We start from the raw sequence: 23,435 nt of genomic DNA on the forward strand, positions 1-23,435 counted from the left end.
GTTCCCTCACAGCGGATCGCCGCCGGGAACGTACTCGAAGGCGGCGCGAGCGGACACGGGGCGACGGACCCCACCGCGCGAGACCTGCCTTCCCCGGGGCTGCTTCACCCGGTGGACATCCGGTGTCCAGGTGCCGGTACGGGAATGGCAGTGGGGTTTGTCGGTCGGGCGTGCTTTGCTGGAGGCATGATCGATGAGTTCCTGGCCCATGGCCTGTCCGATGTGGAAGAGGCCGTCCGCAAGGCGGCGGCGATCGAGATCATGCCGAGATTCAGGCAGCTCGCCGAGCACGAGGTCGACGAGAAGAACGGCCCCCACGACCTGGTGACCGTGGCCGACCGCAAGGCCGAGGAGTACCTCACCACCGCCCTGACGCGGCTGCTGCCCGGCTCCGCCGTGGTCGGCGAGGAGGCCGTGCACGCCGACCCGGGGGTGTACGCGGCGCTGCGCGCGGACGCCCCGGTGTGGATCGTCGACCCCGTCGACGGCACCCGCCAGTTCGTGAACGGCGACCCCGCCTTCTGCACCCTGGTCGCGCTGGCCCTGCGCGGGGAGATCCTCGCCTCCTGGACCTTCGCCCCGGCACTGGACGAGCTGGCGACCGCCGTGCGCGGGCAGGGCGCGTACGTCAACGGCGAGCGGATCCATAGCGGTTCGCCGGAGCCGGGCGCCGCGCTGCGGGTCGCCATCGCCCACCCCCTCTACACGAGTGACGAGAACAAGCGGACGCTGGCCCGGCTGGACGTGCCCGGGGTCGCGGCCCGCCCGTGCGGCTCTGCGGGCCTGGAATACCTGAAGGTGGCCCGCGGCGAGATGGACGGCCTGGCCTTCACCTGGCCCTCGGCCTGGGACCACGCGGCCGGGCTGCTCCTGGTCGCCGAGGCCGGCGGAACGCAGAGCACGGTCGACGGGGTCCCCTTCCGGGTGGACCGGGACAACGCGCTGCCGTTCGCGGTCGGGCGCGACGAGGCCACCACCGTACGCATCCGGGAACTGCTCCGGGGCGTCTGACCGGGTCCGGTGCGGTCCCGGCGGGTCCGGTCAGGTCCGGACGGTCCGGGCGGCGGAATATCCTGGAGGCGCAGGCGCCACCGGAGACGAAGGAGTCGCAAGTGCCGTCGATTCTCGATGTGGTCGTGGTGGGGGCGGGGCCGAACGGGCTGACCGCCGCCGTCGAACTGGCCCGGCGCGGCTTCTCGGTGGCCATCTTCGAAGCCGCCGGCACGGTCGGCGGCGGTGCCCGGACCGAGGAGCTCACCCTCCCCGGCTTCCGGCACGACCCCTGCTCGGCGGTGCACCCGCTCGGGGCCGGCTCGCCGGTCTTCGCCACCATGCCGCTGAAGCGCTACGGCCTGGAGTGGCTGCACGCCCCGCTGCCCATGGCGCACCCCTTCGACGACGGCACGGCCGCGGTCCTGTCCCGCTCGGTCGCGGAGACGGCGGCGTCCCTCGGGCCGCGCGACGCGGGCGCCTACCGGCGTCTGGTCGGGCCCTTCCTCGGCAAATGGGACACCTTGGCCCGGGACTTCATGTCCCTGCCGAGCACCGCGCTGCCCCGGGACCCCCTCACGCTCGCCCGCTTCGGGCTCATCGGACTACCGCCCTCCACCTGGCTGCTGAGCCGCTTCCGCGACGAGCGGGCACGCGCGCTGTTCGCGGGCCTCGTGGCCCACGTCATCGCACCGCTCGGCGGGATCGCCACCAGTGCGGTGGGCCTGGTCTTCGCGCTGGCCGCGCACGCGAACGGCTGGCCCATGCCGCGCGGCGGCTCGCAGTCCGTGTCCGACGCCCTCGCCGGGTACCTGCGCGACCTCGGCGGGACCATCCACACCGGCTTCGAGGTCAAGCGGCTCGACGACCTCCCGCCCGCCCGCACCTACGTCTTCGACACCTCGCCGACCGCGCTGGCCCGCATCGCCCGCCTGGGGCGCGCGTACGACGGCTACCGGTACGGCGCCTCCGTGTTCAAGCTCGACTACGCGCTGGACGGCCCGGTCCCGTGGACGGCCGAGGCGCCGCGCCGCGCCGGCACCGTCCAGATCGGCCCGCGCGCCCGCGACATCGACGCCGCCCTCCAGCTCGCCTCCGGCGGCCGGGCCCCGCGCGCGCCCTTCCTCATCACCGCGCAGCCCAGCCTGGTCGACCCCGGCCGGGCGCCCGAGGGCAAGCACGTGTTCTGGGCGTACGGACACGTCCCCGCGGGCTGGGACGGCGACCTCACCGAGGCCGTCGAATCCCAACTGGAGCGCTTCGCCCCGGGCTTCCGCGACCTGGTGCTCGCCCGCGCCACGGCCGGCCCGCCCCAGCTCGCCGCCCGCAACCCCAACTACGTCGGCGGGGACATCGCCTGCGGGGCCGCCTCGGGCCTCCAGCTCCTGCTGCGTCCCAAGGTCTCCCTCACCCCGTACACGACGGCGCACCCGGCCGTCTTCCTCTGTTCCTCGGCCACCCCGCCGGGCCCGGGCGTGCACGGCATGTCCGGCCACAACGCCGCCAAGGCGGTCTGGCGGCACCTGCGAAAGGGCTCCTGATGGTCCGCATCACCCTGGTCCGCGGCGACATCACCGCGGAGAAGGTCGACGCGATCGTCAACGCGGCGAACTCCTCGCTGCTCGGCGGTGGCGGGGTCGACGGCGCCATCCACCGGCGCGGCGGGCCGGAGATCCTCGCGGCCTGCGAGGACCTGCGGCGTTCGCACTACGGCAAGGGGCTGCAGACGGGCCGGGCCGTCGCCACCACGGCCGGGCGGCTCGCCGCCGGGCACGTCATCCACACGGTGGGCCCGGTCTGGTCGCGCGAGGAGGACCGGTCGGCGCTGCTGGCCTCCTGCTACCGCGAGTCGCTGCGCATCGCCGACGAGCTGGGGGCCCGTACGGTCGCGTTCCCGGCCATCTCGACCGGCATCTACGGCTGGCCGATGGACGACGGGGCGCGGATCGCGGTGGAGACGGTGCGCCGCGCCCGTACCGAGGTGCAGGAAGTGCGGTTCGTGCTCTTCGACGCAGCCGCCTACGAGGCCTTCGAGACGGCGGTGGCGGCCGCCCCCTGAGCCCGCCGGGTCGTACGCCGGGTCGTACGCCGAGCCGCCCGCCGGGTGGTACGCGCAGCCACGCGGAGCCACGAGCCGCCGGCGGATCCGTCAGCGCGGCGGGCGCCCGGAGGTGCCCGGGGCGGGCCGCGGATAGGTCCGGGACTGCTTCACGCTGCCGAACGCGAAGCTCGATTCGATCGAGGCGATCCCGGGAATGGCGTGGATCCGGTGGCGCACCAGGGATTCGTAGGCTTCCAGGTCCTCGATGACGACCCGGAGCAAGTAGTCGCTGCTGCCCGCCATCAGATAGCAGTCCTGGATGTGCTCGATGACCGCGACGTGCTCCTCGAACAGTCGCACCGCCTCCGCCGTGTGGCGTTCCAGGCGGATCCGGACGAAGACGGTGACCGGGAGCCCGAAGGCGACCTGGTCGACCATGGCCGTGTAGCCGCGGATCAGGCCCGCCTCCTCCAGCCGCCGTACCCGGCGCAGGCAGGGCGACGGGGAGAGCCGGACGCGGTCGGCGAGGTCCTGGTTGGACAGGCGCCCGTCGGCCTGCAATTCCCTGATGATCTGTAGATCCACTGCGTCCATGGGCACTCCTTGGCAGATTCTGCCCCAAACGTATGTCCGAGAGGCAGAACTGGCAATCGGCTGCCCCGCCCCAAGCCCTAGCGTTGCCCAGGCACGGACCGGATCGGTCCGGGTCTCAGAGGCTGGAGCAATTCCTTGGTCGCGACGAACACCACCCGGGCGACCCTGCCTCCCGATGCGGCGGGCCCGCGGGCCGGACACCCCGGCCGGCGCGGGCTCTCCCCACAGGCCGAGGGCATGCTGGCCCTGCTGGTCACCGTGTCGATCTGGGCGGCCTTCGCGCTCAGCGCCCGGGCCCTCGGACGTTCCTCCCTGCTGCCCGCCGACGCGGCCCTCCTGCGCTTCGGCGTCCCCCTCGTCGTCCTGTTTCCCGCACTGTGGCGGCGCCGGCGCGCCATCGCCGCGGTCCGGCCGGGCCCCGCCGTGAAGATCGTCTGCGGTGCCGGAGTGCCGTTCTTCCTGGCCGCGATGCACGGCGGCGCGCTGACGTCCGCCGCCTTCGTCGGATCCATCGTCCCCGGCATGGTCCCGCTGTTCGTCTCCGCGATCATGATCCGCCGTGGCCACGGCGCCCCCCGGGGCACGCAGGCCGCCGGGCTCGCCCTGATCGCGGCCGGTGTGGCCGCCCTCGTCTGGCGCTACGTCGTGCCCGTCGACACCGACGTGCTCGCCGGCGCCGGCACGCTCCTGGTGGCCAGCGGCCTCTGGGCCCTCTACACCGTGGGGCTGCGCGAGGTCGACCTCGACCCGATCGGGTCGATCGGACTGCTGTGCCTGCCCTCCTTCGCCGTGATCGGGGCCCTGGTGCTGACCGGGGTGCTCCCCACCGGCATCGCGCACGCGGCGGGCGCCGACATCGCGCTGTTCCTCGTCGTGCAGGGGCTGGGGGTCGGCCTGTGCGCGGGCCTGCTGTACGCCTTCGCCATCCGCCGCCTCGGCGCCGAGCGCAGCGCCGTCTTCGGCAGCCTCAGCCCCGTCGCCGTCGTCCTGCTCGCCGTCCCGCTCCTCGGCGAGAGGCCGACCCTCGCCGTACTCGTCGGCGTCCCCCTGATCACCGCCGGCGTCGTCCTCGCCAACCGCCGCCCACGACCCAAGGTTCCCGCAGATGCTTGAGCTCCTCCCCACGCCGCCCACCGACCCGCTGTGGGACCTGACCTACGAGTTCGGCAGCGACGAGCGGCCCGAACGCCTCAACCTCGTCCTCGGCGTCTACCGGGACCAGACGGGCACCACACCCGTCATGACCGCCGTGCGCGAGGCCGAGATCCGCCTGGCGGAGCGTTCCGAGTCCAAGGAGTACCGCGGGCTCTCCGGCAACGCCGCCTTCAACCGCTCCCTGCTGGAACTGGTCCTCGGCAAGGCAGGGCCGACCGACCGGGCCGCGGCCGTCCAGACCGTCGCGGGCTCCGGCGCACTGCGGCTGCTGGCCGACCTGATCTGCCGGACCCGCCCGGGCGCCACGGTGTGGATCAGCGATCCGGCCTACGTCAACCACCGGCCCATCCTGGAGGCCGCCGGGCTGCGCGTGCGCACGTACGGCTGGCGCGACGCCGAGGGCGGGTTCGACACGGCCGGCGTGCTGCGGGAACTCCAGGACGCGCAGCGGGACGACGTGGTGCTGCTCCAGGGCTGCGCCCACAACCCCACGGGCGTCGACCCGCTGCTGGACGACTGGGAGGCGCTCGCCGAGTCGGCCGCCCGCCGGGGCTGGGTGCCCTTCGTCGACCTCGCCTATCACGGGCTCGGCGACGGCCTGGAGGCCGACCTGCTGCCCACGCGGATGCTGGCGGCGCGGGTCCCGGAAATGCTGATCGCGGTCAGCTGCTCGAAGAACTTCGGCCTCTACAGCGACCGCGTCGGCTGCGCCATCGTGCTCGGCGCCTCGGGCCAGGCCGTCCGGCACGCCGAGACCGCCCTGCAGAACGCCGCCCGGACGCTCTACTCGATGCCGCCCGAGCACGGCGCGGCCGTCGTGACCACGATCCTGGAGGACGAGGGGCTGCGGGCCGCCTGGCGGGCGGAGCTGGACGTCATGCGCGGCCGGATCATGGACAACCGGGCCGATCTGATCGCCCACCTGGGCGCGCTCGGTTGCGCGGACCAGGCGCGCTCGCTCGCCCGGCAGAAGGGCATGTTCTCGATGCTGCCGCTGTCCGCGCAGCAGATGCTGCGGCTGCGCAGGCAGTACGCCGTCTACGGCACGACCTCGGGGCGGATCAACATCGCGGGCATCCCTGCGCACCGGATCCCCTGCCTCGCCCGGGGCATCGCGGGCGTCCTCGGCGCGGGCGACGCGCCCCGTACGATCGCGACGCTCCCCCGCCAGCAGCAGTCCTCCGGAGCGGCCCCCGTCCAGGCGTAGGGGAGCCGCGGGGGAGTTCCCGCGCCGACGACATGACAGTCCCCGGCAGTCCGTCGTTTCCATGAGCCATCCGCCGTCGCCGATGGCTCCCCTGGTCGACGAGTGCTGCCGGGGGCCTGGCCAGAGCCTGGACAAGGGTCACGCGGGCCTGAGGACGTCTCCAGAGGGAGGTGCGGCTCTTTCCGGTATTCCGGTGTATTGATGAGTTTCCTCCCGATTTCCACCGAGTCAAGGCTTTGTTCAGACGTAGTCTGTAAAGAAATCCGCGTCGCGCTCGGCACGAGCCCGACGGAAGGTGCTGCCATGACGACATGGCCGGTTTCAGGAGCGGCCCGAGGGCCCGGCGCCACGGTCTGGGCGCCCGAAACAGTCACCGCAGACCCGTACAACGCCCAGACCCCCTCGGCCGCGCTGGCCGAGCCGGTCACCCCCGTCGGAGCCTTCTTCGTACGCGACCACTTCGGCATCCCGCGGACCCCGCCCGACCGCTGGCGGCTGCGGGTCGGCGGCGCCGCGGCCGCCGCGCCCTTCGCCCTCGGCTACGAAGAGCTGCTCGCGATGGACCACCGGGAACTCGACGTCGTCGTCGAGTGCGCGGGCAACGGCCGCAGCCTGATGACACCCCGCCCACCCGGCCTGCCGTGGGGCCAGCAGGCGGTGGGCTGCGCGCACTTCGCCGGAGTGCCCTTCCGGCTCCTGGCCGAGCGGGCCCTGATCGGACCGTCGGCCGTGGAGATCGTCTTCACCGGGGCCGACTGCGGCCCGGTGCGCGGCCGCCGGACGGCTTTCGAGCGCAGCCTCCCGCTCGCCGTGGCGCTCCACCCGGACACCCTCCTCGTCACCCGCATGAACGGGGAGCCGCTCGCTCCCGAGCACGGGGCGCCGGTCCGCCTGGTGGTCCCCGGCCGCTACGCCGTCGCCGACGTGAAGTGGCTGGTCGGGGCCCGGGCCGTGACCCGGCCGTTCACCGGTGTCTTCCAGAGCGAGGAGTACCTCTACGTGGCCTCCCGCGGCACCCCCGAGGGCCCGGTGACCGGCGTGCGGGTCAAGTCGCTCATCACCGAGCCCGAGCCGGACACGGCCGTGCGCCGAGGCCACGAGACCCTCGTCCGCGGCCGCGCCTGGGCGGGCGGCGGGGTGCCGCTGCGGAGCGTCGAGCTGCGCGCCGAGTACGAGGACGACGACCGCCACCGCGAGCGCGGCTGGCACGGAGCCCTGCTCGACGCGCCCGCCGGCCCGTACGGCTGAGCAGCTGGTCGTACCGGTGGACGCCGCAGCGGCCCGGACCGTACCGACTGGTCTCCCGCGCCACCGACGCCCACGGCGACACGCAGCCGCCGCGGGCCCCGTGGAACGCCCGCGGCTACGGCTGCAACCGCGTGGCCTGCGTCGAGGTGGTGGTCGTATGAGCGACGCGGGTGATGCGCCCGAGGAGGTCGAGGAGGTCGAGGTCCGCGCCCCGGTCGGGACCGGCCGACGCAGGGCCCCGCGCCCACCCCTCGGATAGGGTGAATCGGTAGGAATCAGACCCCCCGGGGTGAGGTCGGTGCGTTGGACACTTACCAGGCGACGAGCGAGGTGCCGGACCCGCCGCCCGCGGCTGTCGGGTACGCGGGCGTACTCAGCGAGCTGCTGCCGATCGCCCTGTGGCGGGAGGACGCCGACGGACGCATCGTGGAGTGGTCGCTGGCCGCCCAGGACCTCCTCGGGCACCGCCCCGAGGACATCATCGGCCTCCCCGGCAGCGCCGTGCTCGTCCCCGAGGCCAATCACGAGCTCGCCGACCAGCTGACCCGCCGCGTCCAGTCCGGCGAGACTGTCGTCGGCACCCTGCCCGTGCGCCACCGCGACGGTCACCGCGTCCCGATGGAGATGTGGATCGTCCCCGCCGCCGACCCGCAGGGCCGGACGGGGGCCATGCTCATCGCCGTGGAGACCTCCGAGGTGCTCCACATGCGGGACTCCCTCGCCGCCCTCCAGAGCCTGTTCACCCAGTCGCCCATCGGCCTCGCCACCCTCGGCACCGACCTGCGGTTCCTCCGCGTCAACGACGCCCTGGCCCGGATGAACGGCGTCTCCGCCGCCGAACACCTCGGCAAGCGGCTCACCGAGGTGGTCCCCGGCGTCAACGCCGACGCGCTGGAGGCCACCATGCGGCAGGTCCTCGACCGGGGGACCGCCGTCGTCGACGTCCGCCGCACCGGGCGGACCTCCGCCGACCCGGAGCACGATCGGACCTGGTCCTGCTCGTACGCCCCGCTGCTGGACGGCTCCGGCCGGGCCCTCGGCGTGATCGCCTCGCTCATCGACATCACCGAGGGCCAGCAGGCCCAGGCCGACGCCGAACGGGCCCGGCACCGGTTCGCCCTGCTCGCCGAGGCGGGCACCCGCATCGGCACCACCCTGGACCTCCACCAGACCGCCCAGGAGATCGTGGACGTGCTGGTGCCGCAGCTCGCGGACTCGGCCGACGTACAGCTGCTCGAAGCGGTCCTGCTCCCCGACGAGGGACCCGTCCCCGCGGCCTCCACGCGCGGCGTCCTGCGCCGCCTGGCCGCCCACTTCCCCGACCCGACCGCCCCCACCGCGAAACTCGCCCCCGGCCAGACCTTCCAGATCCCCATGGGCACCACCTACGAGCAGGTCATCGCCGAGGGACGGCCCATGAACCTCTACCTCGCCGACATCCCGGCACTGATCACCTCCCCGCGCGCCGAGGCACTGCGCACCTACCTCGCCACCCTGGGCTCGGCCCGACTGGTCCCGCTGGTCGCCCGCGGCACCGTGCTCGGCGCCGTCGCCGTGACCCGCACGCGCGAGCGGGAACCCTTCGACGAGCAGGACTGCGTCCTCGTCGACGAGCTGGTCGCCCGCGCGGCCCTCAACATCGACAACGCCCGGATGTACACCCTCCAGCGCCAGGCGGCCCTGACCCTCCAGCGCAGCCTCACCAACAGCGCGCTCCCCGAGGTCCCGGGCCTCGAACTCACCGGGCGCTACCTGCCCGCCAGCGACCACGACGTCGGCGGGGACTGGTACGACGTCATCCCGCTGCCCGGCGACCGGACCGGGCTGGTCATCGGGGACGTCATGGGCCACGGGATCCACGCCGCCGCCGTCATGGGGCAGCTGCGCACGGCGGTACGGACCCTCGCGCGCCACGACGTGCCCCCAGCGCGGCTGCTCTGCTCGCTCGACGCCGTCGTGGCCGACCTGGGCGAGGACGAGATGGCCACCTGCGTGTACGCCGTCCACGACGCGGCCTCCGGCGTCTGCGTGATCGCCCGGGCCGGCCACCCGCCGCCCGCCGTGGTCACCCCGGGTGGAGCCATCACCTTCCTCGACGGCCCGCCCGGGACCCCGCTGGGCACGGGCGGGCAGGACTTCCGCACCGAGGAGGTACGGCTGCCGCCGGGGAGCCTGCTCGTGCTCTACACCGACGGCCTCATCGAGGCCCGGGACCGCGACCTCGACCAGGGCATGGCCCAGCTGGCGGAGGCCCTGCGCCAGGTGGAGCAGCCCCTGGAGGAGCTGTGCGAGGGGATCCTGCGGCTGCTGCTGCCCTGCGCCCAGCAGGACGACGTCGCCGTGCTGCTGGCCCGCACCCGGGCGGTGTGACCCCCCGGCCCGGGGGTCCGGGCCCCGGACGGCCGGGTCACCAGGCCAGGTCCTCCAGCGCGTCCAGGTCCAGCGGGTCCGGCAGCAGCGGCTCCGGGCCCCCGGTCAGCGGCAGCTCGGCCCAGATGACCTTCCCGCGCTCGGTGTAGCGGGTGCCCCACCGGGCGGCGTACTGGGCGACGAGGAACAGGCCGCGCCCGCCCTCGTCGGTGGTCGTCGCGTACCGCAGGTGCGGTGAGGTGCTGCTGCCGTCGGAGACCTCGCAGACGAGGGCGCGGTCGTGCAGCAGCCGCACCCGCACGGGCGGGCTCCCGTACCGGATGGCGTTGGTGATCAGCTCGCTGAGGATCAGCTCGGTGGGGAAGGAGAGCTCGTCCAGCCCCCACGCGGCGAGCTGCGCCGCGCCCGCGTTGCGCACGCGCGAGACGGCTGCGGGCTCGCCCGGCACCTCCCATTCGGCGATCCGGTCGGCCTCCAGCCGCCGCGTGTCGGCGACCAGCAGGACGATGTCGTCGCTCGGCACCGGGAACAGCATCGTGGCGAGCACGTCCGAGCAGGCCTGGTCGGGGCTGCGGTCGGGCCGCGCCAGCGCCTCGCCGAGCAGCTGCAAACCGGTATCGAAGTCCCGGTCGCGGTCCTCCACCAGGCCGTCGGTGAACAGCACCAGCCGGCTCCCCTCGGGGAGCGTGAACTCGGCGGCCTCGAAGGGCATGCCGCCGACGCCCAGGGGCAGTCCGGCCGGCAGCTCGGGGAACTCGACCGCCCTTCCGGGGCGGATCAGCGCGGGCCCGGGGTGGCCGGCGCTGGCCATCTGGCACCGCCCGGAGACCGGGTCGTAGACCGCGTAGAGACAGGTGGCACCGGTGACCGAGGCCGGCTCGGCGGACCCGTCCGGAGCGTCCCCGGCGCTCCCCTCCCCGGCCCCGCCCGCGAGCCCCCTCCCGGCGTCGTTCTGGTCGATCCGGTTGATCAGCTCGTCCAGGTGTCCCAGCAGCTCGTCGGGCGGCAGGTCCAGGGTGGAGAAGTTGTGCACCGCGGTCCGCAGCCGCCCCATGGTGGCCGCGGCGTGCACCCCGTGCCCGACGACGTCGCCGACGACCAGCGCCACCCGGCCGCCCGGCAGCGGGATCACGTCGAACCAGTCCCCGCCGACTCCCGCCTTCGCGGGTAGGTAGCGGTGGGCGACGTGCACGGCGTTCTGGGCGGGCAGCATCCGGGGCAGGAGGCTGCGCTGGAGCGTCACGGCCATGGCGTGCTCGCGGGTGAAGCGGCGGGCGTTGTCGATGGAGACGGCCGCGCGCGCACCCAGCTCCGCCGCGAAGGAACGGTCCTCCTCGTCGAAGGCCTCCGGGGTGTCGGCGGCCCGCCAGAAGTTGGCCATGCCCAGGACCACGCCCCGGGCCTGGAGCGGTACGGAGATCAGCGAGTGCAGCCCGTAGTCGAGCGCGACCCGGGTGCCCTGGGAGTCCTGGGCCCGCCAGCCCATGGCCGCGTTCAGGTCGGCGGCGAGCACCGCGTGCCCGGCGTCCAGGGCCGCCGCCATCGGGGCCGTCGGAAAGACGAAGCGGATGATGTCGCCGACCGGCTGGAGCGGCGAGTCGGCCCGCACGCCGGTGATCGCGGCCCGGCGCATCTCGGTGTAGAGACCGGTGACCAGGGAGGGCTCGTCACCGTGCAGCACCGGCTCCAGGAGCTCCACCGTGACGAAGTCCGCGAACCGGGGGACGGCGACCTCCGACAGCTCTTCGGCGGTCCGCACCACGTCCAGGGTGGTGCCGATCCGCACGCCGGCGTCGTAGAGCAGCTGGAGCCGGCCACGGGCCACCTCGGCCCGGCCGGAGAGCGCCGCGAGCTCGGTGGAGTCGCGCAGGGTCACGACGCTGCCGGTGGACATGCCCTTGTACCGCGCGGTGGGCCGCACGTTGACGGCGATCAGCCGGTCGCCCGCCAGGTGGACGTGGTCCGTCACGACCCGGCCGGAAGCCAGCAGTTCGGCGGTGCGCGGGTCGAGGCCGAGGTCGGTGACGTGCCGGTTCTCGGGATCGGGCGGTAGGCCGAGCAGCCGGCGGGCCTCGTCGTTGGCCAGGACGAGCCGCTGGTCGGCGTCGACGATGACCACGCCCTCGCGGACGGCGTGCAGGACCGCCTCGTGGTGCTCGTTGATCCGGCTCATCTCGGCGGCTCCCAGGCCCCGGGTCTGGCGCCGTAGCCGGCCGCTGACCAGGGCGGCGCCACCGGTGCCGAGCAGCAGGGCGCCCGCGGCCGCACCGAGCAGCAACGGGAGTTGGCCCTCGACGACCTGGGAGACGTTCTCGACGTCTATGCCGGTGCCGACCAGGCCGATGACGACGCCGTCGGCGTTGCGTATCGGGACGACGGCCCGGACGGCGTCGCTCGGCTCGCCCCGGAAGGTCTCCGTGAAGGCACGGCCGGCGACGGCGCGGCTGAGGTCACCGGTGGCCCGCTTGCCGATCAGCTCGGGGCGCGAGTCGGTGTAGCGGATCCCGGCGGTGTTCATGACGGCGATGAAGTCGACGCCCGAGCCCCGGCGCGCGGCCTCGGCCAGCGGCTGGAGCAGGGCGGTCGGATCCGTCGAGAGCAGCGCCGACGCGATACCGGGGGCGTGCGCGAAGGACTCGGCCGCCGCGAGCGCGCGGTGACGGGCGTCGCGCTCGCTGTCGTACTGGGCCTGGAACACCAGGGCCGCCGCGGCGGCGGCGATCAGCAGGAGGACGATCATCGCCTGGAGGGCGAAGACCTGACCGGCGACGCTGCGTGCCCACCGGGACAGGCGCGCGAACAGGCGCGAGCCCCGCCCGGTCGGCTGGCGACCAAAACGTCCGGTCATGAGCCCTTTCTAACACTGTCCGGGGGGTTTGGTGCGGCTGCCGGTGCGCAGGAGGCCGCACGGTACGCGCGGGGGCCGAGGCCGACGTGCGCGGTGAAGTGCTGGCGGAAGGTGACCTCACTGGCGAAACCGGCCCGCCGGGCCACTTCCGGCACGGGATGGTCGGTGCGCTCCAGCAGCTTGCGGGCCGCGTCCAGCCGGTGGCCCAGCAGCCACCGGTGCGGGGTGGTGCCGGTGGCGGCGGTGAAGTGCCGGGCGAAGGAACGCGGGGACATCCCGGCCCAGCCGGCCAGGGTCGCCACGGACAGGGGCTCGTGCAGCGAACGCAGGGCGCGCGCCCGCACGGCGGCCAGTGCCTCGGCCGTCCGGTCCGCGGCCGGGACCGGCCGGTCCAGGTACTGGGCGTGGTCCCCGGTGCGGAAGGGTCCCGTCACCATGGAGCGGGCGATGGCGGCGGCGGCCTCGGCGCCGTGCGCCTCCCGGACGAGGTGCAGGCACAGGTCGATCCCGGAAGCCACCCCGGCGGAGGTCCACAGCCCGCCGTCCTCGACGTAGAGCGGGGCGTCCTCGACCACGATCCCCGGGTAGCGCGCGGCGAGCTGCGGGGCCAGCCACCAGTGGGTGACCGCCCGGCGGCCCTCCAGCAGACCGGCCTCCGCCAGGATGAACGCCCCGGCGCACAGGGCGGCGACCGGCACGCCCCGGCCGTGCGCCTCGCGCAGGGCGGCGAGGACCGGCGCGGGCGTCGGATCGGCCGGCTCGGCCAGCGCCGGTACGACGACCAGGTCCGCGGTCGCCAGCCAGTCGAGTCCCCGGTCGGGGGCCAGCGTCAGCCCGCCGGGCAGCGGGATCGGACCGGGCTCCAGGGCGCACCGGCGCAGCTCGAAGCCCGGCACCCCGGCGCGGCTGCGGTCGGGGCCCCAGACCTCGGTGATGACGGCGAGGTCGAAGCTGCGGATACCGGGCTGGACGACGATCGCGACACGGCGCATCCGGTCAGTCTGCCAGGCGGCCACCACTGCCAGACTGGCAGGATCTCATCGGTACGGGGCCTCGCGGGCGCTGTCGGGCCCGCGGCCCGGCGGACAGCATGGAGCCATGACAACGACCGCGATCGAGATCGCCCCCAACAGCGCCCTACTGGTCATCGACGTGCAGAAGGGCTTCGACGAGGAGTCCTTCTGGGGGCCCCGCAACAACCCGGCGGCCGAGGACAACATCGCGGCCCTGATGGACGACTGGCAGGCGGCCGGCCGCCCGGTGGTCCTCGTCCAGCACGCGTCCGTGCAGCCGGGTTCGGTCCTCGCCGCCGACCACCCCGGCCACGCCTTCAAGGACCTGGTGGAGAAGCGGAGGGAGGGGGCCCTGGTGGTCACCAAGACGGTGAACTCGGCCTTCTACGGGACCCCGGACCTGGCCGACTGGCTGAAGGCCCGGGGCATCGGCCAGCTGGTGCTGGTCGGCATCCAGACCAACATGTGCGTCGAGACCACGGCCCGGATGGCGGGGAACCTGGGCTACGACGTGCTCGTCCCGCTCGACGCCACGCACACCTTCGACCTCGCCGGGCCGGCGGGCCTCGCCCTGACGGCGGACGAGCTCGCCACCGCCACCGCGGTGAACCTCCAGGGCGGCGGCTTCGCCCGCGTGGTCACCACGGCCGACCTCCTCGCGTCCTAGCCGCCCGACCCTTGCCGGCCCTTTGCGGCCACCTCAGCCTCGCCGGCGTTTGAGGCGCGGGTCCGGGCAGAGCCCGGTGCCCGGCGGAGCCGGGTTTCCCGGGGCGCCGCCCCAGACCCCGCGCCTCAATCGCCGGCGGGGCTGGGTTTGGCGGAGCCGGGTTTTCTGGGGCGCCGCCCCAAACCCTGCGCCTCAATCGCCGGCGGGGCTGCGTTTGGCGGAGCCGGCACGGTGGGGTCCCGGACCCCGGGCGGGGTCCGGGCGGCCGAGCCGGGTCAGAGGACGTCGTCGGCGATGTTGGCCGCGACCTGCTCCAGCAGGGGACCCGCGTTCGGGATGGACTTGGCCGGGTCGGGCTCCAGGTCCGTGAGCGGGTACGCCTTGCGGATACCGGCCCCCTCCAGCGCCTCCTGGCTCAGCAGCAGACGGCCGCAGACGGCCACCACGGGCTTGCCCGCCGCGCGCGCCGCGGCCGCGACGCCCGCCGGGGCCTTGCCGTGCAGGGTCTGCTCGTCCAGCGATCCCTCACCGGTGATGACCAGCGTGGCCCGCTCCAGCGCGGGGGCGAAGCCCAGCACCTCCAGCATCAGCTCGATGCCGGGCCGGAACGTCGCGCCGAGCAGCAGGGCCCCGTAGCCGATGCCGCCCGCACCACCGGCACCCGGGAGCACCGCGCACTCGGCGGCCTTCGCGCCGATCGACTTCTCCAGCACCACGGCGAAGTGCGCCAGCGCCGCGTCGAGCGTCGCCACGTCCTCGGGCGACGCACCCTTCTGCGGGCCGTAGACCGCGGCGCAGCCCTTCGGGCCGGTCAGCGGGTTGTCCACGTCGCTCGCGAGGACGAACTCCACCTCCGCGAAGCGCGGGTCGACGCCGGACAGGTCGGCGGAGGCCAGCTCGGCCAGTGCACCGCCGCCCGGACCGACCGGTTCGCCGTTCGCATCCAGGAACACGGCGCCCAGTGCGGCCAGCATGCCGGCGCCGCCGTCGGTGGTGGCACTGCCGCCCACGCCGAAGACGATCGAGCGCGCGCCCGCGTCCAGCGCGGCCTTGAGCAGCTCGCCCGAGCCGTACGTGGTCGCCGTCAGCGCGGCGAAGGTGCCCGCCGGCAGCAGCTGTAGTCCGGAGGCTTCCGCCATCTCGACCACCGCGGTGCCCCCGCGCAGCGCGAAGGCGGCCGTGACCTGGTCGCCGAGGGGTCCGGTGACCCGTACCTCCCTGCGCTCGAAGCCTGCTGCCACGGCTGCCGCGACCGTTCCGTCGCCGCCGTCCGCGACGGGGAGGGTCTCGACCTCCACGTCCGGTACGGCCCTGCGGAGACCGGCCGTCACCCGCTCCGCGACCTGAACGGCCGTGAGCGAGCCCTTGAATTTGTCCGCGGCGATGAGCACGCGCGCGGCCTCGTTTACTGCTCCGTCCGTCACCTTGCTATTCCCTTGCTATCGAACAGTGCAGTCGCGCCGCCATGAGCTTATCCGGAGGATCCTCCTATGCCCATGAGTGGCCTGGGCCACACCCGGCGCGCCATGCCCGTAAATAGGGATATACGCCCGCATGGTGGGGCCGCATGAGCGCGGAATCACTGGAGCAGCCACGCCCGGACACCCCGGGAGGGGGAACCGGCGGCTGCTCTGCCGGGCCCTGGTGAAGGAACTCCGCACCGACCCCGGCGCTGGTCCCGCCCGGCGCCACCCCCTGCACGGGATGCGGGACGCGGTCCGGGCCGTGGTCGGCGGACGGCGCAGGCCCGGGGTCCCCGCAGGCATCACGCCTACGGGGACCCCGGGCCTGCGGGGGACGTTCGCGAGCCCGTCAGGACAGCTCGTACACCGCCATCCGGCCGTTGTCGTAGACCTTCTTCGCGAGATCGGCCAGGAGCGGCGACTCGGCGCCCGACGGGCGGTGCGCCACCACGTAGCGGACGTGGTGCCGGTCGTGGAGCCGGCTCAGGATCTCGGCCGTCGGCCGGTAGACGGCGTCCTCGTTGAGCTGGAACAGCTCCTGGTCCCAGAAGGGTCCGTTGTAGGCGGCCGAGCCACCCGACAGCGCCATGGCCCGCGGTGCGTACGCCCAGCCCTCGACCAGCACCGACCGTTCCGCATACGCGCTGAGCCACTGCGAGCGGACGTTGTCGCACGACGCCCCGGCGGGCAGCGGGCCCTCCAGCTCCCAGCAGTGACTGTTGGTGGCCAGCACGTCCGACGGCTCGCTGTGGGCGCGGATCCAGCGCGCCGCCTGCACCTGCGAGCCGGGCATGACCCAGGAGTACGACCACAGGGATTCCCGGGACTGCAGGACGTCGTGGAAGAGCCCCGGGGTGCCGGCCGTGAGGGCGGCGGTCAGCAGGACGATCGCGCCGCGACCGCGCAGCGCGGGCCACACCCGACCGCCGAGCCGCCACAGGACCGCGCCGACCAGGGCGGCCAGGACCAGTACGGCGGCCAGGGCGAGCGCGGGCAGCAGCACGGAGTACGAGGTGACCGCGCTCCGTTCGTCCCCGGCGAGCCGCAGCACGTAGGTCGACCAACGGCCGGAGTAGCGGTAGATCCCGAAGGTGAGCAGCGCCGAGAAGACGAGCACGCCGAAGGCGAGTGCGGCCTTGGCCTTCGCGCCGAGCGCGGCGCGTTCGAAGGTCTCGCAGAAGCCCCAGGCCGAGAGCACGGCCCCGAACGGCAGCGCGGCGAGCGTGAAGTAACTGGCGTTGTAGCCGTTGACGGCCAGGTAGGCGCACGGTCCCGCCACGGAGGCACCGAGTAGGAACCACTGGACGGGCTCCAGCCGGAAGCGCCGCTTGGAGATCAGCGGGATCATGCCGAGCAGCTTCAGCTGGTGGTTGAGCACGAAGGCGACCAGGGTGCCCACGACCACGAGGGCCTGGAACGCCGGCGAGCGCAGGTGCTCCGGATCGGCCCAGTAGCCGCGGATGTTGCCGAACGGGATCACTTCGAGGCCGTAGCTCTCGAAGTGGAAGATGACGGCCGTCGCGAAGAGCTGGGCACCGCCGAGGACCGCACCCAACCCGACCACGTGCCACGGGATGCGCCGGGTGGTGATCAGCAGGACGAGGCCGGTCAGGGCCAGGCCGGCCAGGGTGACGGGCAGGGTGCTCGCCTTGGCCGCGGTGGAGGCCAGGGCGAACAGCGCGACGAGGACGTACACCCCGCGGCCGAAGAGCGGGGCCCGGTCGGCGCCTTCGCCGTCCGTGGCCGCCCCGCCGTCCTTGCGGCTCCTGCGCAGCGCGTCGCCAACGACCCCCATCAGCGCGATCAGCAGCGGCTGGCTGTACGTCTGGGAGAGGCTCGACCAGGACATCAGCCGGACTGCGGGGGCGCCGAAGGTCCAGGTGGGGACGGGGTTGGGGTAGGCGGCGGTGAACTCGGCGACCGCGAAGACCAGCAGCGCGGCCAGCGGCCCCGCCCAGGCCCGCCCGATGAGGCGCTGCGCCACCACGGCGGTGATCACCATGCCGAGCGCCGCCAGTGCGGGGACCATGAGCCTGGACTCGATCACCGCGAGGTCGAGGTGACCGACCATGTCGGTCATCGCCATGTGGGCGAAGGTGAACCAGTGGTAGTACAGGGGCTCGCCGGAAACCTGGGGCAGCGTCAGCGGGACGTTCTGCTTCGCGTTCGCGGCGAGCGACAGCATGTACGGCATGTCGCCGAACAGCCTGCTGTCCTCCTTGTCCGGGAGCACCGGGTACAGGGACAGGAAGACCTGGTGGAAGTAGACGCTGCTGAGCATCACCGTTCCGGAGACCGACCAGGACCAGCCCAACGAGGGGCTGGTGTACCCGCGCGGCCGCCAGTGCCGGCGCAGCTTCGGTACGGCCGCGAAGGGGATCACCACGGCGAGCGGCCATGCGAGCGCGAGCGCCTGGGCGCCGACGCCGACGAGGACCGCCCAGGCGGCCAGTTCCAGGACGAGGCCGGTGACCGCACCGAAGGCGAGGTCCTCGACCAGCGAGTGCGGCCTGCGGCGCAGGGCGCGGAAGACCAGCGTGCCGGGGAGCATGACGCCCCAGAGCACGTAGAAGGTGTACCGGGCGACGTCGCTGACCGGGGTGTCGGAGGCCAGCAGCAGGGAGACCAGGAGGAGGTACGCGGCGGCCGCCGGCAGGAAGCGCCAGAACGCGTGCGGTCCGGGCAGGTCGGTCGTGGGGGACGGGGACGAGCCGCTCAGCGGCCGCGCCCCGTGGGCGGTCCGCTCGGGCGCGGCGCTGCCAGTTGTACCCATATCTCTTGTTTCTTCCCTACCTGCTATGCGTCGGCCGCCCCGGTCCGGGGCGGCCGGGAGCGCCCCGGACCGGGGTGCCAGGGATCAGGCCGCGTACTCGGAGACCCGCTGGTCGCGGTCGGCGGCCGCGGAGTCCTCGGCGGAGTCGTAGCCGACGAAGTAGGCGGGTCGGGCCTGGACGGCCGAGTAGATCCGGCCTATGTATTCGCCGAGCAGGCCCACGCAGATGAGCTGGACGCCGCCGATGAAGAGCATGCCGATGAACAGCGACGACCAGCCGGGCACGGTCGAGCCGAACGCGTACTGGAGCGTCGTGTAGATCGCCAGGCAGAAGCAGACGAGGAAGCTCAGCAGGCCGAGCCAGGTGGCGAGCCGCAGCGGGCTGGCGGAGAAGTTGGTGATGCTGTCGAGGGCCAGGCGGACCATCTTGGACAGCGGGTAGTGGGTGCTGCCGGCGACCCGCTCCTCGCGGACGTAGACGACCTCGCCGCTGCTGAAGCCGAGCCACGGCACGAGCAGTCGGTAGACCGGCTGGTGCTCGGGCAGAGACTTGAGCGCGTCGACGGCGGCCCGGCTGAGCAGACGGAAGTCGCCGGCCTGGTTGGGCATGTTCTTGCCGACGAGCTTGCGCATCAGCCAGTAGTAGACGCCGGCCGTGCGCCGCTTGAAGAAGGTGTCGGTGCCGCGGTCGCCACGGACGCCGTAGACGATGTCCAGGTCCTTCTCGCGGGCCAGCTCGTACATCTCGACGATCTTCTCCGGCGGGTCCTGGAGATCGGCGTCGATGCTCACGACGTACTCGCCGTAGGCCCGGTGGATGCCGGCGGTCAGCGCGGCCTGGTGTCCGGAGTTGCGGGCGAAGCGCACGATGCGCAGCTCGGGCCACTCCTGGCGGATCTTCTGCATGATCATCGGAGTGGCGTCGGTGCTACCGTCGTCGATGCCCACGACCTCGTAGCTGATCTCCATGCCGTCCAAGATCGGGCGCAGGCGCGCCACGGTCAGGGGCAGGGCCTCCTGCTCGTTGTAGATCGGGATGACGACGGACAGCACGGGTGCCGGCCGGTCGGCTGCGTCGCGTGCCGGGGCTGCTGCGTTCTGCATGGAGGGGCTTGTCTTCAATCTCCGAGTGCGGAAGACCGCCGGCGGGTGCCTGACGATCTGAGTGCCGAGAGCAGGACGTCGGCAGTGGACCACCAGGCCGACGACGCGGAGGCGCACCAGCTACCGGAGCCCTTGGTGCCACAGGGCGGAAGCGAGTGACCCGGGCGAGCGGCAACAATATCATCAGTAGGACAATCGTCACGGGGGCGTCCGTGGTCCCCGAGCGGACCGAACCTCCCGTGCCACCCGGCACCACCGCGGTCCTCGCGGAGGAATTAGGGTGGCGCCGTGACCACCGCAGATGACTACGCCACGTACATCGCGAGCCTGCCCCGGGTGCTGGCCGGCGCGGCCGCCCTCTACCGGGACGCCGAGGGTCGGGTCCTGCTCGTCGAGCCCAACTACCGCGAGGGTTGGGCCCTGCCGGGCGGCACCATCGAGTCGGACCAGGACGAGTCGCCGCGCACCGCGGCCCGGCGCGAGAGCGCCGAGGAGATCGGCCTCGACCTTCCCCTCGGCCGTCTCCTGGTCGTCGACTGGGTGCTGGGCGCCGGCCGCCCGCCGCTGGTCGCCTACGTCTACGACGGCGGCGTACTCGACGGGGCCCAGCTCGCCTCCGTCACGCTGCAGGAGGACGAGCTGATCTCCTGGCGGCTGGTCGAGCCCGCCGAACTCACCACTTACCTGCCCGAATCGCTCGGACGGCGCATCCAAGAGGCATACCGGATCGTGCAGTCGGGCGAGGGCACCGCGGAGCTGGAGAACGGCCGGCGCCCGGTCACTTCGTGACGGGGCGCGCCGTAACACCGGACTTACCTCGACCAGGACAGAATCAGAAGATGATCACGATGTACGCCTGGCCCAGCACCGCCGACGGGCCCGACGCCCTTCCCATGGTGCACTTCACCACCGACCAACAGGCCGGTGGTGAAGTCACTCCGGACGGGACCCCGGTCTGGCTCTTCGACACCGCGATACGCGAGGGCGGCTGGGCGCAGTTCACCGATTTCGAGGGCTGGTCCGCCCCGGCCGCCGACTGGCAGGCCTTCTACCGCCGCGAGGACGACCTCCTCGCCGTCACCGGTCCCGGCTCCTGCGAGGGCTGGTACCAGGGCAACCTCGGCGCCGACCCCGACTGGGTGGCGGCCGCCACCGCCCAGCAGAGCGTCGTCCTGCTCGCCGCCCCGGTCCAGCACCCCTCGCTCTACAACTACGCGGTGGAGGCCGGAGCCGCCTTCGCGCTGCTCGTTCCGCTGCTCGTCGTCTGACCCGACCGGGTCAGGCCAGGAGCTTGGCCTTGGCGCGGTCGAACTCCTCCTGCGTGATGTCGCCCTTGTCCTTGAGGGCGGAGAGCTTGTGCAGTTCGTCCGCGCTGCCGCCGGAGCCCGCCGTCTTCTGGACGTAGTCGCGGAAGGCGGCCTCGTTCTCCTGGACCTGCTTCAGGTCGCGCTCGCCCATGCTCTTGCCCCGGGCGATGAGGTAGACGAACACGCCCAGGAAGGGCACCACGAGTACGAAGATCAGCCATCCCGCCTTCCCCCAGCCGCTGAGGCTGTGGTCACGGAAGATATCCGTGATGATCTTGAAGAGCAGGAAGAACCACATGATCCACAGGAACAGGTACAGCATCGTCCAGAAGATGTTGAGAAGCGGATAGTCGTCCATGCCCGACTCCGATCATGTAGCGGTATTTCATTCATACAACCGCTTCAAAAACTCCGCATTTCGGAAGGGGCAGGGCCGGACCGGCCTGCGGGACCCGCGTTCAGGACAGGACGTCAGGTCTGTTCTCCGGACTCGAAGGCCAGCAGCCGCACCTTGCGGTCGAGCCCGCCGCCGTAGCCGGTCATCCCGCCCGACGCGCCGATCACCCGGTGGCAGGGCACGATGATGCCGACCGGGTTCTTCCCGTTCGCCAGGCCCACCGCGCGCGAGGCGTTGGGCTTGCCGAGCTTGGCCGCGAGCTTCCCGTACGACCACGTCTCGCCGTACGGGATCCGCACGAGCTGGTCCCAGACGCTGCGCTGGAAATCGGTGCCCTCCAGACGCAACGGGAGAGCGAACTCGGTGAGCTCGCCGGCGAAGTACGCGGTCAGCTGGCGCGCCACCTCGGGGAAGGGCTCCTCGGCGGCCGCCACCCGCTCCCCGAAGGACTCCTCGGCCGGCCGGTGGCGCTGCCCGGTCATGTAGAGGCCGCTGAGGACCCCGTCCGTGGCGACCAGGGTCAGCGGGCCGTAGGGGCTGTCGACGACGGTGTGCGTCCTGGCGCTGTTCGTGGTGGATCGCATCGCTGGTGCTCCTCAGGCGGGCAGGTGGTTGATGGGGTGGGCGTCGGTGGCCCACAGGTACTGGACGGCGTACGCGCGCCAGGGCCGCCATGCGGCCGCCCGCGCGGTGAGCGCCGAGGGGGTGGACGGCAGCCCGAGCCCCTGCGCCGCCCGCCGGACCCCCAGATCGGACGCCAGGAAGGCGTCCGGGTCGCCGAGCGCCCGCATCGCGATCACTTCGGTGGTCCACGGGCCGAAGCCGGGCAGCGCCGAGAGCCGCTCCCGCGCCGCCTCCCAGTCGCTGTCGAAGCCAAGCGCCAGCGAGCCGTCGGCGAGCGCCGAGACCAGGGTGGTCAGCGTGGCGCGCCGGCTGCGCGGCAGGGCCAGCGCCTGCGGGTCCAGCCCGGCGAGCGCCTGCGCGGAGGGGAAGAGGTGGGTCAGCCCGCCCAGCGGGTCCTCGATCGGCTCCCCGTGCGCGGTGACCAGCCGGGCCGCGTGCGTGCGCGCCGCCGCGGTGGAGACCTGCTGGCCCAGCACCGCCCGTACGGCGAACTCCGGCGCGTCGACCGTACGGGGTACCCGGCGCCCGGGGGCCTTGTCCACGAGCGGGGCCAGCAGCGGATCGGAGCGCAACTGCTCGTCGACCGCCTCGGGGTCGGCATCCAGGTCGAGCATCCAGCGGCAGCGGCTGATGGCGATGGTGAGGTCGCGCAGGTCGGTCAGGGCGAGCCGGCAGCCGATGTGGTCGGGCTGCGGGGTCAGGGCGACGACCCCGGTGCCGTAGGGCAGGCGCAGGGTGCGCCGGTAGGCGCCGTCGCGCCACTCCTCGACCCCGGGGACGGCGGTCGCGGCGAGGTGCCCGAAGAGGTTGTCGGGGTTCAGCGGGGCCCGGAACGGCAGCCGCAGACTGATCGTCCCCGGGATCCGGGGCGGGGCGTTCCTCCCGCGGCCGGCCTTGACGGCCCGTTCCCGCAGCTCGCTCGGGGAGAGGGCGAAGACCTCGCGGACGGTGTCGTTGAAGGTCCGGATGGAGGAGAACCCGGCGGCGAAGGCCACATCACCCATCGGGAGCTCGGAGGTCTCGATGAGCAGCCGGGCGGTCTGGGCGCGCTGCGCCCGGGCCAGGGCCAGCGGACCGGCCCCGAGCTCGGCGTTCAGCTGCCGCTCCACCTGGCGGGTGGAGTAGCCCAGCCGTGTGGCCAGGCCCGGCACCCCCTCCCGGTCCACCACGCCGTCCTGGATCAGCCGCATCGCGCGTGCGACGGCGTCGGCCCGTGCGTTCCACTCGGGCGAACCGGGGCTCGTATCGGGCCGGCACCGCTTGCAGGCGCGGAACCCGGCCTGCTGGCAGGCGGCCGCGCTGGGCAGGAAGGTCATGTTCTCGACCTTCGGCGGTACCGCGGGGCAGCTGGGCCTGCAGTAGATCCGGGTGGTCAGCACGGCGGTGAAGAACCAGCCGTCGAAGCGGGCGTCCTTCGACTGCACGGCCCTTACGCAGCGCTCGGTGTCGGTGTGCATGCGTCCAGCTTCGGGGTTCCGGTGACGGCGGGCTGGCAGTTTTCCGACATCAAGGCTACGGCGGATATTTCAGCCTCGCCGGCGTTTGAGGCGTGGGGACCGGGGCGGAGCCCCAGCAGCCGACCCACAGCCCGAACGACAAGAGGGCCCCGGATGCCAAGCGGCATCCGGGGCCCT

At 73.2% G+C, this 23,435-nt stretch carries 19 protein-coding genes; 10 read left to right on the top strand and 9 right to left on the bottom strand.

Annotated elements, in window-relative coordinates; translation table 11 throughout:
- Positions 1 to 186 precede the first annotated feature (186 nt).
- From OG594_RS34630 to OG594_RS34640, 3 genes are all read left to right on the top strand, one after another.
- Positions 187 to 1,011, top strand: coding sequence for an inositol monophosphatase family protein (locus OG594_RS34630; RefSeq protein WP_266606329.1), 825 nt, complete (start codon positions 187 to 189; stop codon positions 1,009 to 1,011).
- A gap of 101 nt (positions 1,012 to 1,112) precedes the next feature.
- A complete protein-coding gene (locus tag OG594_RS34635; RefSeq protein WP_266606330.1) occupies positions 1,113 to 2,531 on the top strand; it encodes an NAD(P)/FAD-dependent oxidoreductase in 1,419 nt (472 codons plus the stop codon).
- Positions 2,531 to 3,049, top strand: a complete 519-nt coding sequence (locus OG594_RS34640; protein WP_266606331.1) for an O-acetyl-ADP-ribose deacetylase — start codon at positions 2,531 to 2,533, stop codon at positions 3,047 to 3,049. The genes OG594_RS34635 and OG594_RS34640 overlap by 1 nt, the downstream gene beginning before the upstream one ends.
- A gap of 90 nt (positions 3,050 to 3,139) precedes the next feature.
- Here the strand turns inward: OG594_RS34640 and OG594_RS34645 are convergent, their stop codons facing one another.
- Positions 3,140 to 3,625 carry an Lrp/AsnC family transcriptional regulator gene (locus tag OG594_RS34645; RefSeq protein ID WP_323185379.1) on the bottom strand — a complete coding sequence of 162 codons (486 nt, stop codon included), beginning with the start codon at positions 3,623 to 3,625 and terminating at the stop codon, positions 3,140 to 3,142.
- Between the two features lie 135 nt (positions 3,626 to 3,760).
- On the opposite strand from OG594_RS34645, the gene OG594_RS34650 reads away from it, so the two are divergent.
- The 4 genes from OG594_RS34650 to OG594_RS34665 all read left to right on the top strand — a co-directional run bounded on the left by OG594_RS34650 (position 3,761) and on the right by OG594_RS34665 (position 9,605).
- Positions 3,761 to 4,738, top strand: a complete 978-nt coding sequence (locus OG594_RS34650; protein WP_266606333.1) for a DMT family transporter — start codon at positions 3,761 to 3,763, stop codon at positions 4,736 to 4,738.
- Positions 4,731 to 5,987: an aromatic amino acid transaminase gene (locus tag OG594_RS34655; protein WP_266606334.1), complete on the top strand. Its 1,257-nt coding sequence runs from the start codon at positions 4,731 to 4,733 to the stop codon at positions 5,985 to 5,987. The genes OG594_RS34650 and OG594_RS34655 overlap by 8 nt, the downstream gene beginning before the upstream one ends.
- A gap of 303 nt (positions 5,988 to 6,290) precedes the next feature.
- A complete protein-coding gene (locus OG594_RS34660; protein ID WP_266606335.1) occupies positions 6,291 to 7,235 on the top strand; it encodes a molybdopterin-dependent oxidoreductase in 945 nt (314 codons plus the stop codon).
- A 303-nt stretch (positions 7,236 to 7,538) separates the two neighbouring features.
- Complete coding sequence (locus OG594_RS34665) at positions 7,539 to 9,605, top strand: SpoIIE family protein phosphatase (RefSeq protein WP_266606336.1); 2,067 nt, start codon at positions 7,539 to 7,541, stop codon at positions 9,603 to 9,605.
- Positions 9,606 to 9,642: 37 nt separating this feature from the next.
- On the opposite strand, the gene OG594_RS34670 is transcribed toward OG594_RS34665, so the two are convergent.
- The gene (locus OG594_RS34670) at positions 9,643 to 12,453 is read right to left on the bottom strand and encodes a SpoIIE family protein phosphatase (RefSeq protein WP_266606337.1); all 2,811 of its coding nucleotides are present in this window, start codon (positions 12,451 to 12,453) and stop codon (positions 9,643 to 9,645) included.
- Complete coding sequence (locus OG594_RS34675) at positions 12,450 to 13,445, bottom strand: GlxA family transcriptional regulator (protein ID WP_266606338.1); 996 nt, start codon at positions 13,443 to 13,445, stop codon at positions 12,450 to 12,452. The genes OG594_RS34670 and OG594_RS34675 overlap by 4 nt, the downstream gene beginning before the upstream one ends.
- A 106-nt stretch (positions 13,446 to 13,551) precedes the next feature.
- Here OG594_RS34675 and OG594_RS34680 point away from each other — a divergent pair, with 106 nt between their 5' ends.
- Positions 13,552 to 14,133: a cysteine hydrolase family protein gene (locus OG594_RS34680; protein WP_266606339.1), complete on the top strand. Its 582-nt coding sequence runs from the start codon at positions 13,552 to 13,554 to the stop codon at positions 14,131 to 14,133.
- A gap of 275 nt (positions 14,134 to 14,408) precedes the next feature.
- Here the strand turns inward: OG594_RS34680 and OG594_RS34685 are convergent, their stop codons facing one another.
- The 3 genes from OG594_RS34685 to OG594_RS34695 all read right to left on the bottom strand — a co-directional run bounded on the left by OG594_RS34685 (position 14,409) and on the right by OG594_RS34695 (position 19,473).
- On the bottom strand, positions 14,409 to 15,557 hold the full coding sequence (locus OG594_RS34685) for a glycerate kinase (RefSeq protein ID WP_266606340.1): 1,149 nt from the start codon (positions 15,555 to 15,557) through the stop codon (positions 14,409 to 14,411).
- A 388-nt stretch (positions 15,558 to 15,945) separates the two neighbouring features.
- Positions 15,946 to 18,369, bottom strand: coding sequence for a hypothetical protein (locus OG594_RS34690; protein WP_266606341.1), 2,424 nt, complete (start codon positions 18,367 to 18,369; stop codon positions 15,946 to 15,948).
- An 84-nt stretch (positions 18,370 to 18,453) separates the two neighbouring features.
- Complete coding sequence (locus OG594_RS34695; protein ID WP_266606342.1) at positions 18,454 to 19,473, bottom strand: glycosyltransferase family 2 protein; 1,020 nt, start codon at positions 19,471 to 19,473, stop codon at positions 18,454 to 18,456.
- Between the two features lie 288 nt (positions 19,474 to 19,761).
- Between OG594_RS34695 and OG594_RS34700 the strand changes: the two genes are divergently transcribed.
- Both OG594_RS34700 and OG594_RS34705 read left to right on the top strand, forming a co-directional pair.
- On the top strand, positions 19,762 to 20,262 hold the full coding sequence (locus tag OG594_RS34700) for an NUDIX hydrolase (protein ID WP_266606343.1): 501 nt from the start codon (positions 19,762 to 19,764) through the stop codon (positions 20,260 to 20,262).
- A 50-nt stretch (positions 20,263 to 20,312) separates the two neighbouring features.
- Entirely contained in the window at positions 20,313 to 20,741 is a 429-nt protein-coding gene (locus tag OG594_RS34705) for a hypothetical protein (RefSeq protein WP_266606344.1), read from the top strand.
- A 10-nt stretch (positions 20,742 to 20,751) separates the two neighbouring features.
- On the opposite strand, the gene OG594_RS34710 is transcribed toward OG594_RS34705, so the two are convergent.
- The 3 genes from OG594_RS34710 to OG594_RS34720 all read right to left on the bottom strand — a co-directional run bounded on the left by OG594_RS34710 (position 20,752) and on the right by OG594_RS34720 (position 23,258).
- Positions 20,752 to 21,138, bottom strand: coding sequence for an SHOCT domain-containing protein (locus tag OG594_RS34710; protein WP_030010344.1), 387 nt, complete (start codon positions 21,136 to 21,138; stop codon positions 20,752 to 20,754).
- A 113-nt stretch (positions 21,139 to 21,251) separates the two neighbouring features.
- Positions 21,252 to 21,761, bottom strand: a complete 510-nt coding sequence (locus tag OG594_RS34715) for a methylated-DNA--[protein]-cysteine S-methyltransferase (protein WP_266606345.1) — start codon at positions 21,759 to 21,761, stop codon at positions 21,252 to 21,254.
- A gap of 12 nt (positions 21,762 to 21,773) precedes the next feature.
- The gene (locus OG594_RS34720; protein ID WP_266606346.1) at positions 21,774 to 23,258 is read right to left on the bottom strand and encodes an AlkA N-terminal domain-containing protein; all 1,485 of its coding nucleotides are present in this window, start codon (positions 23,256 to 23,258) and stop codon (positions 21,774 to 21,776) included.
- Positions 23,259 to 23,435 lie beyond the last annotated feature (177 nt).

Source organism: Streptomyces sp. NBC_01214 (assembly GCF_026340975.1).
GTDB lineage: Bacteria > Actinomycetota > Actinomycetes > Streptomycetales > Streptomycetaceae > Streptomyces.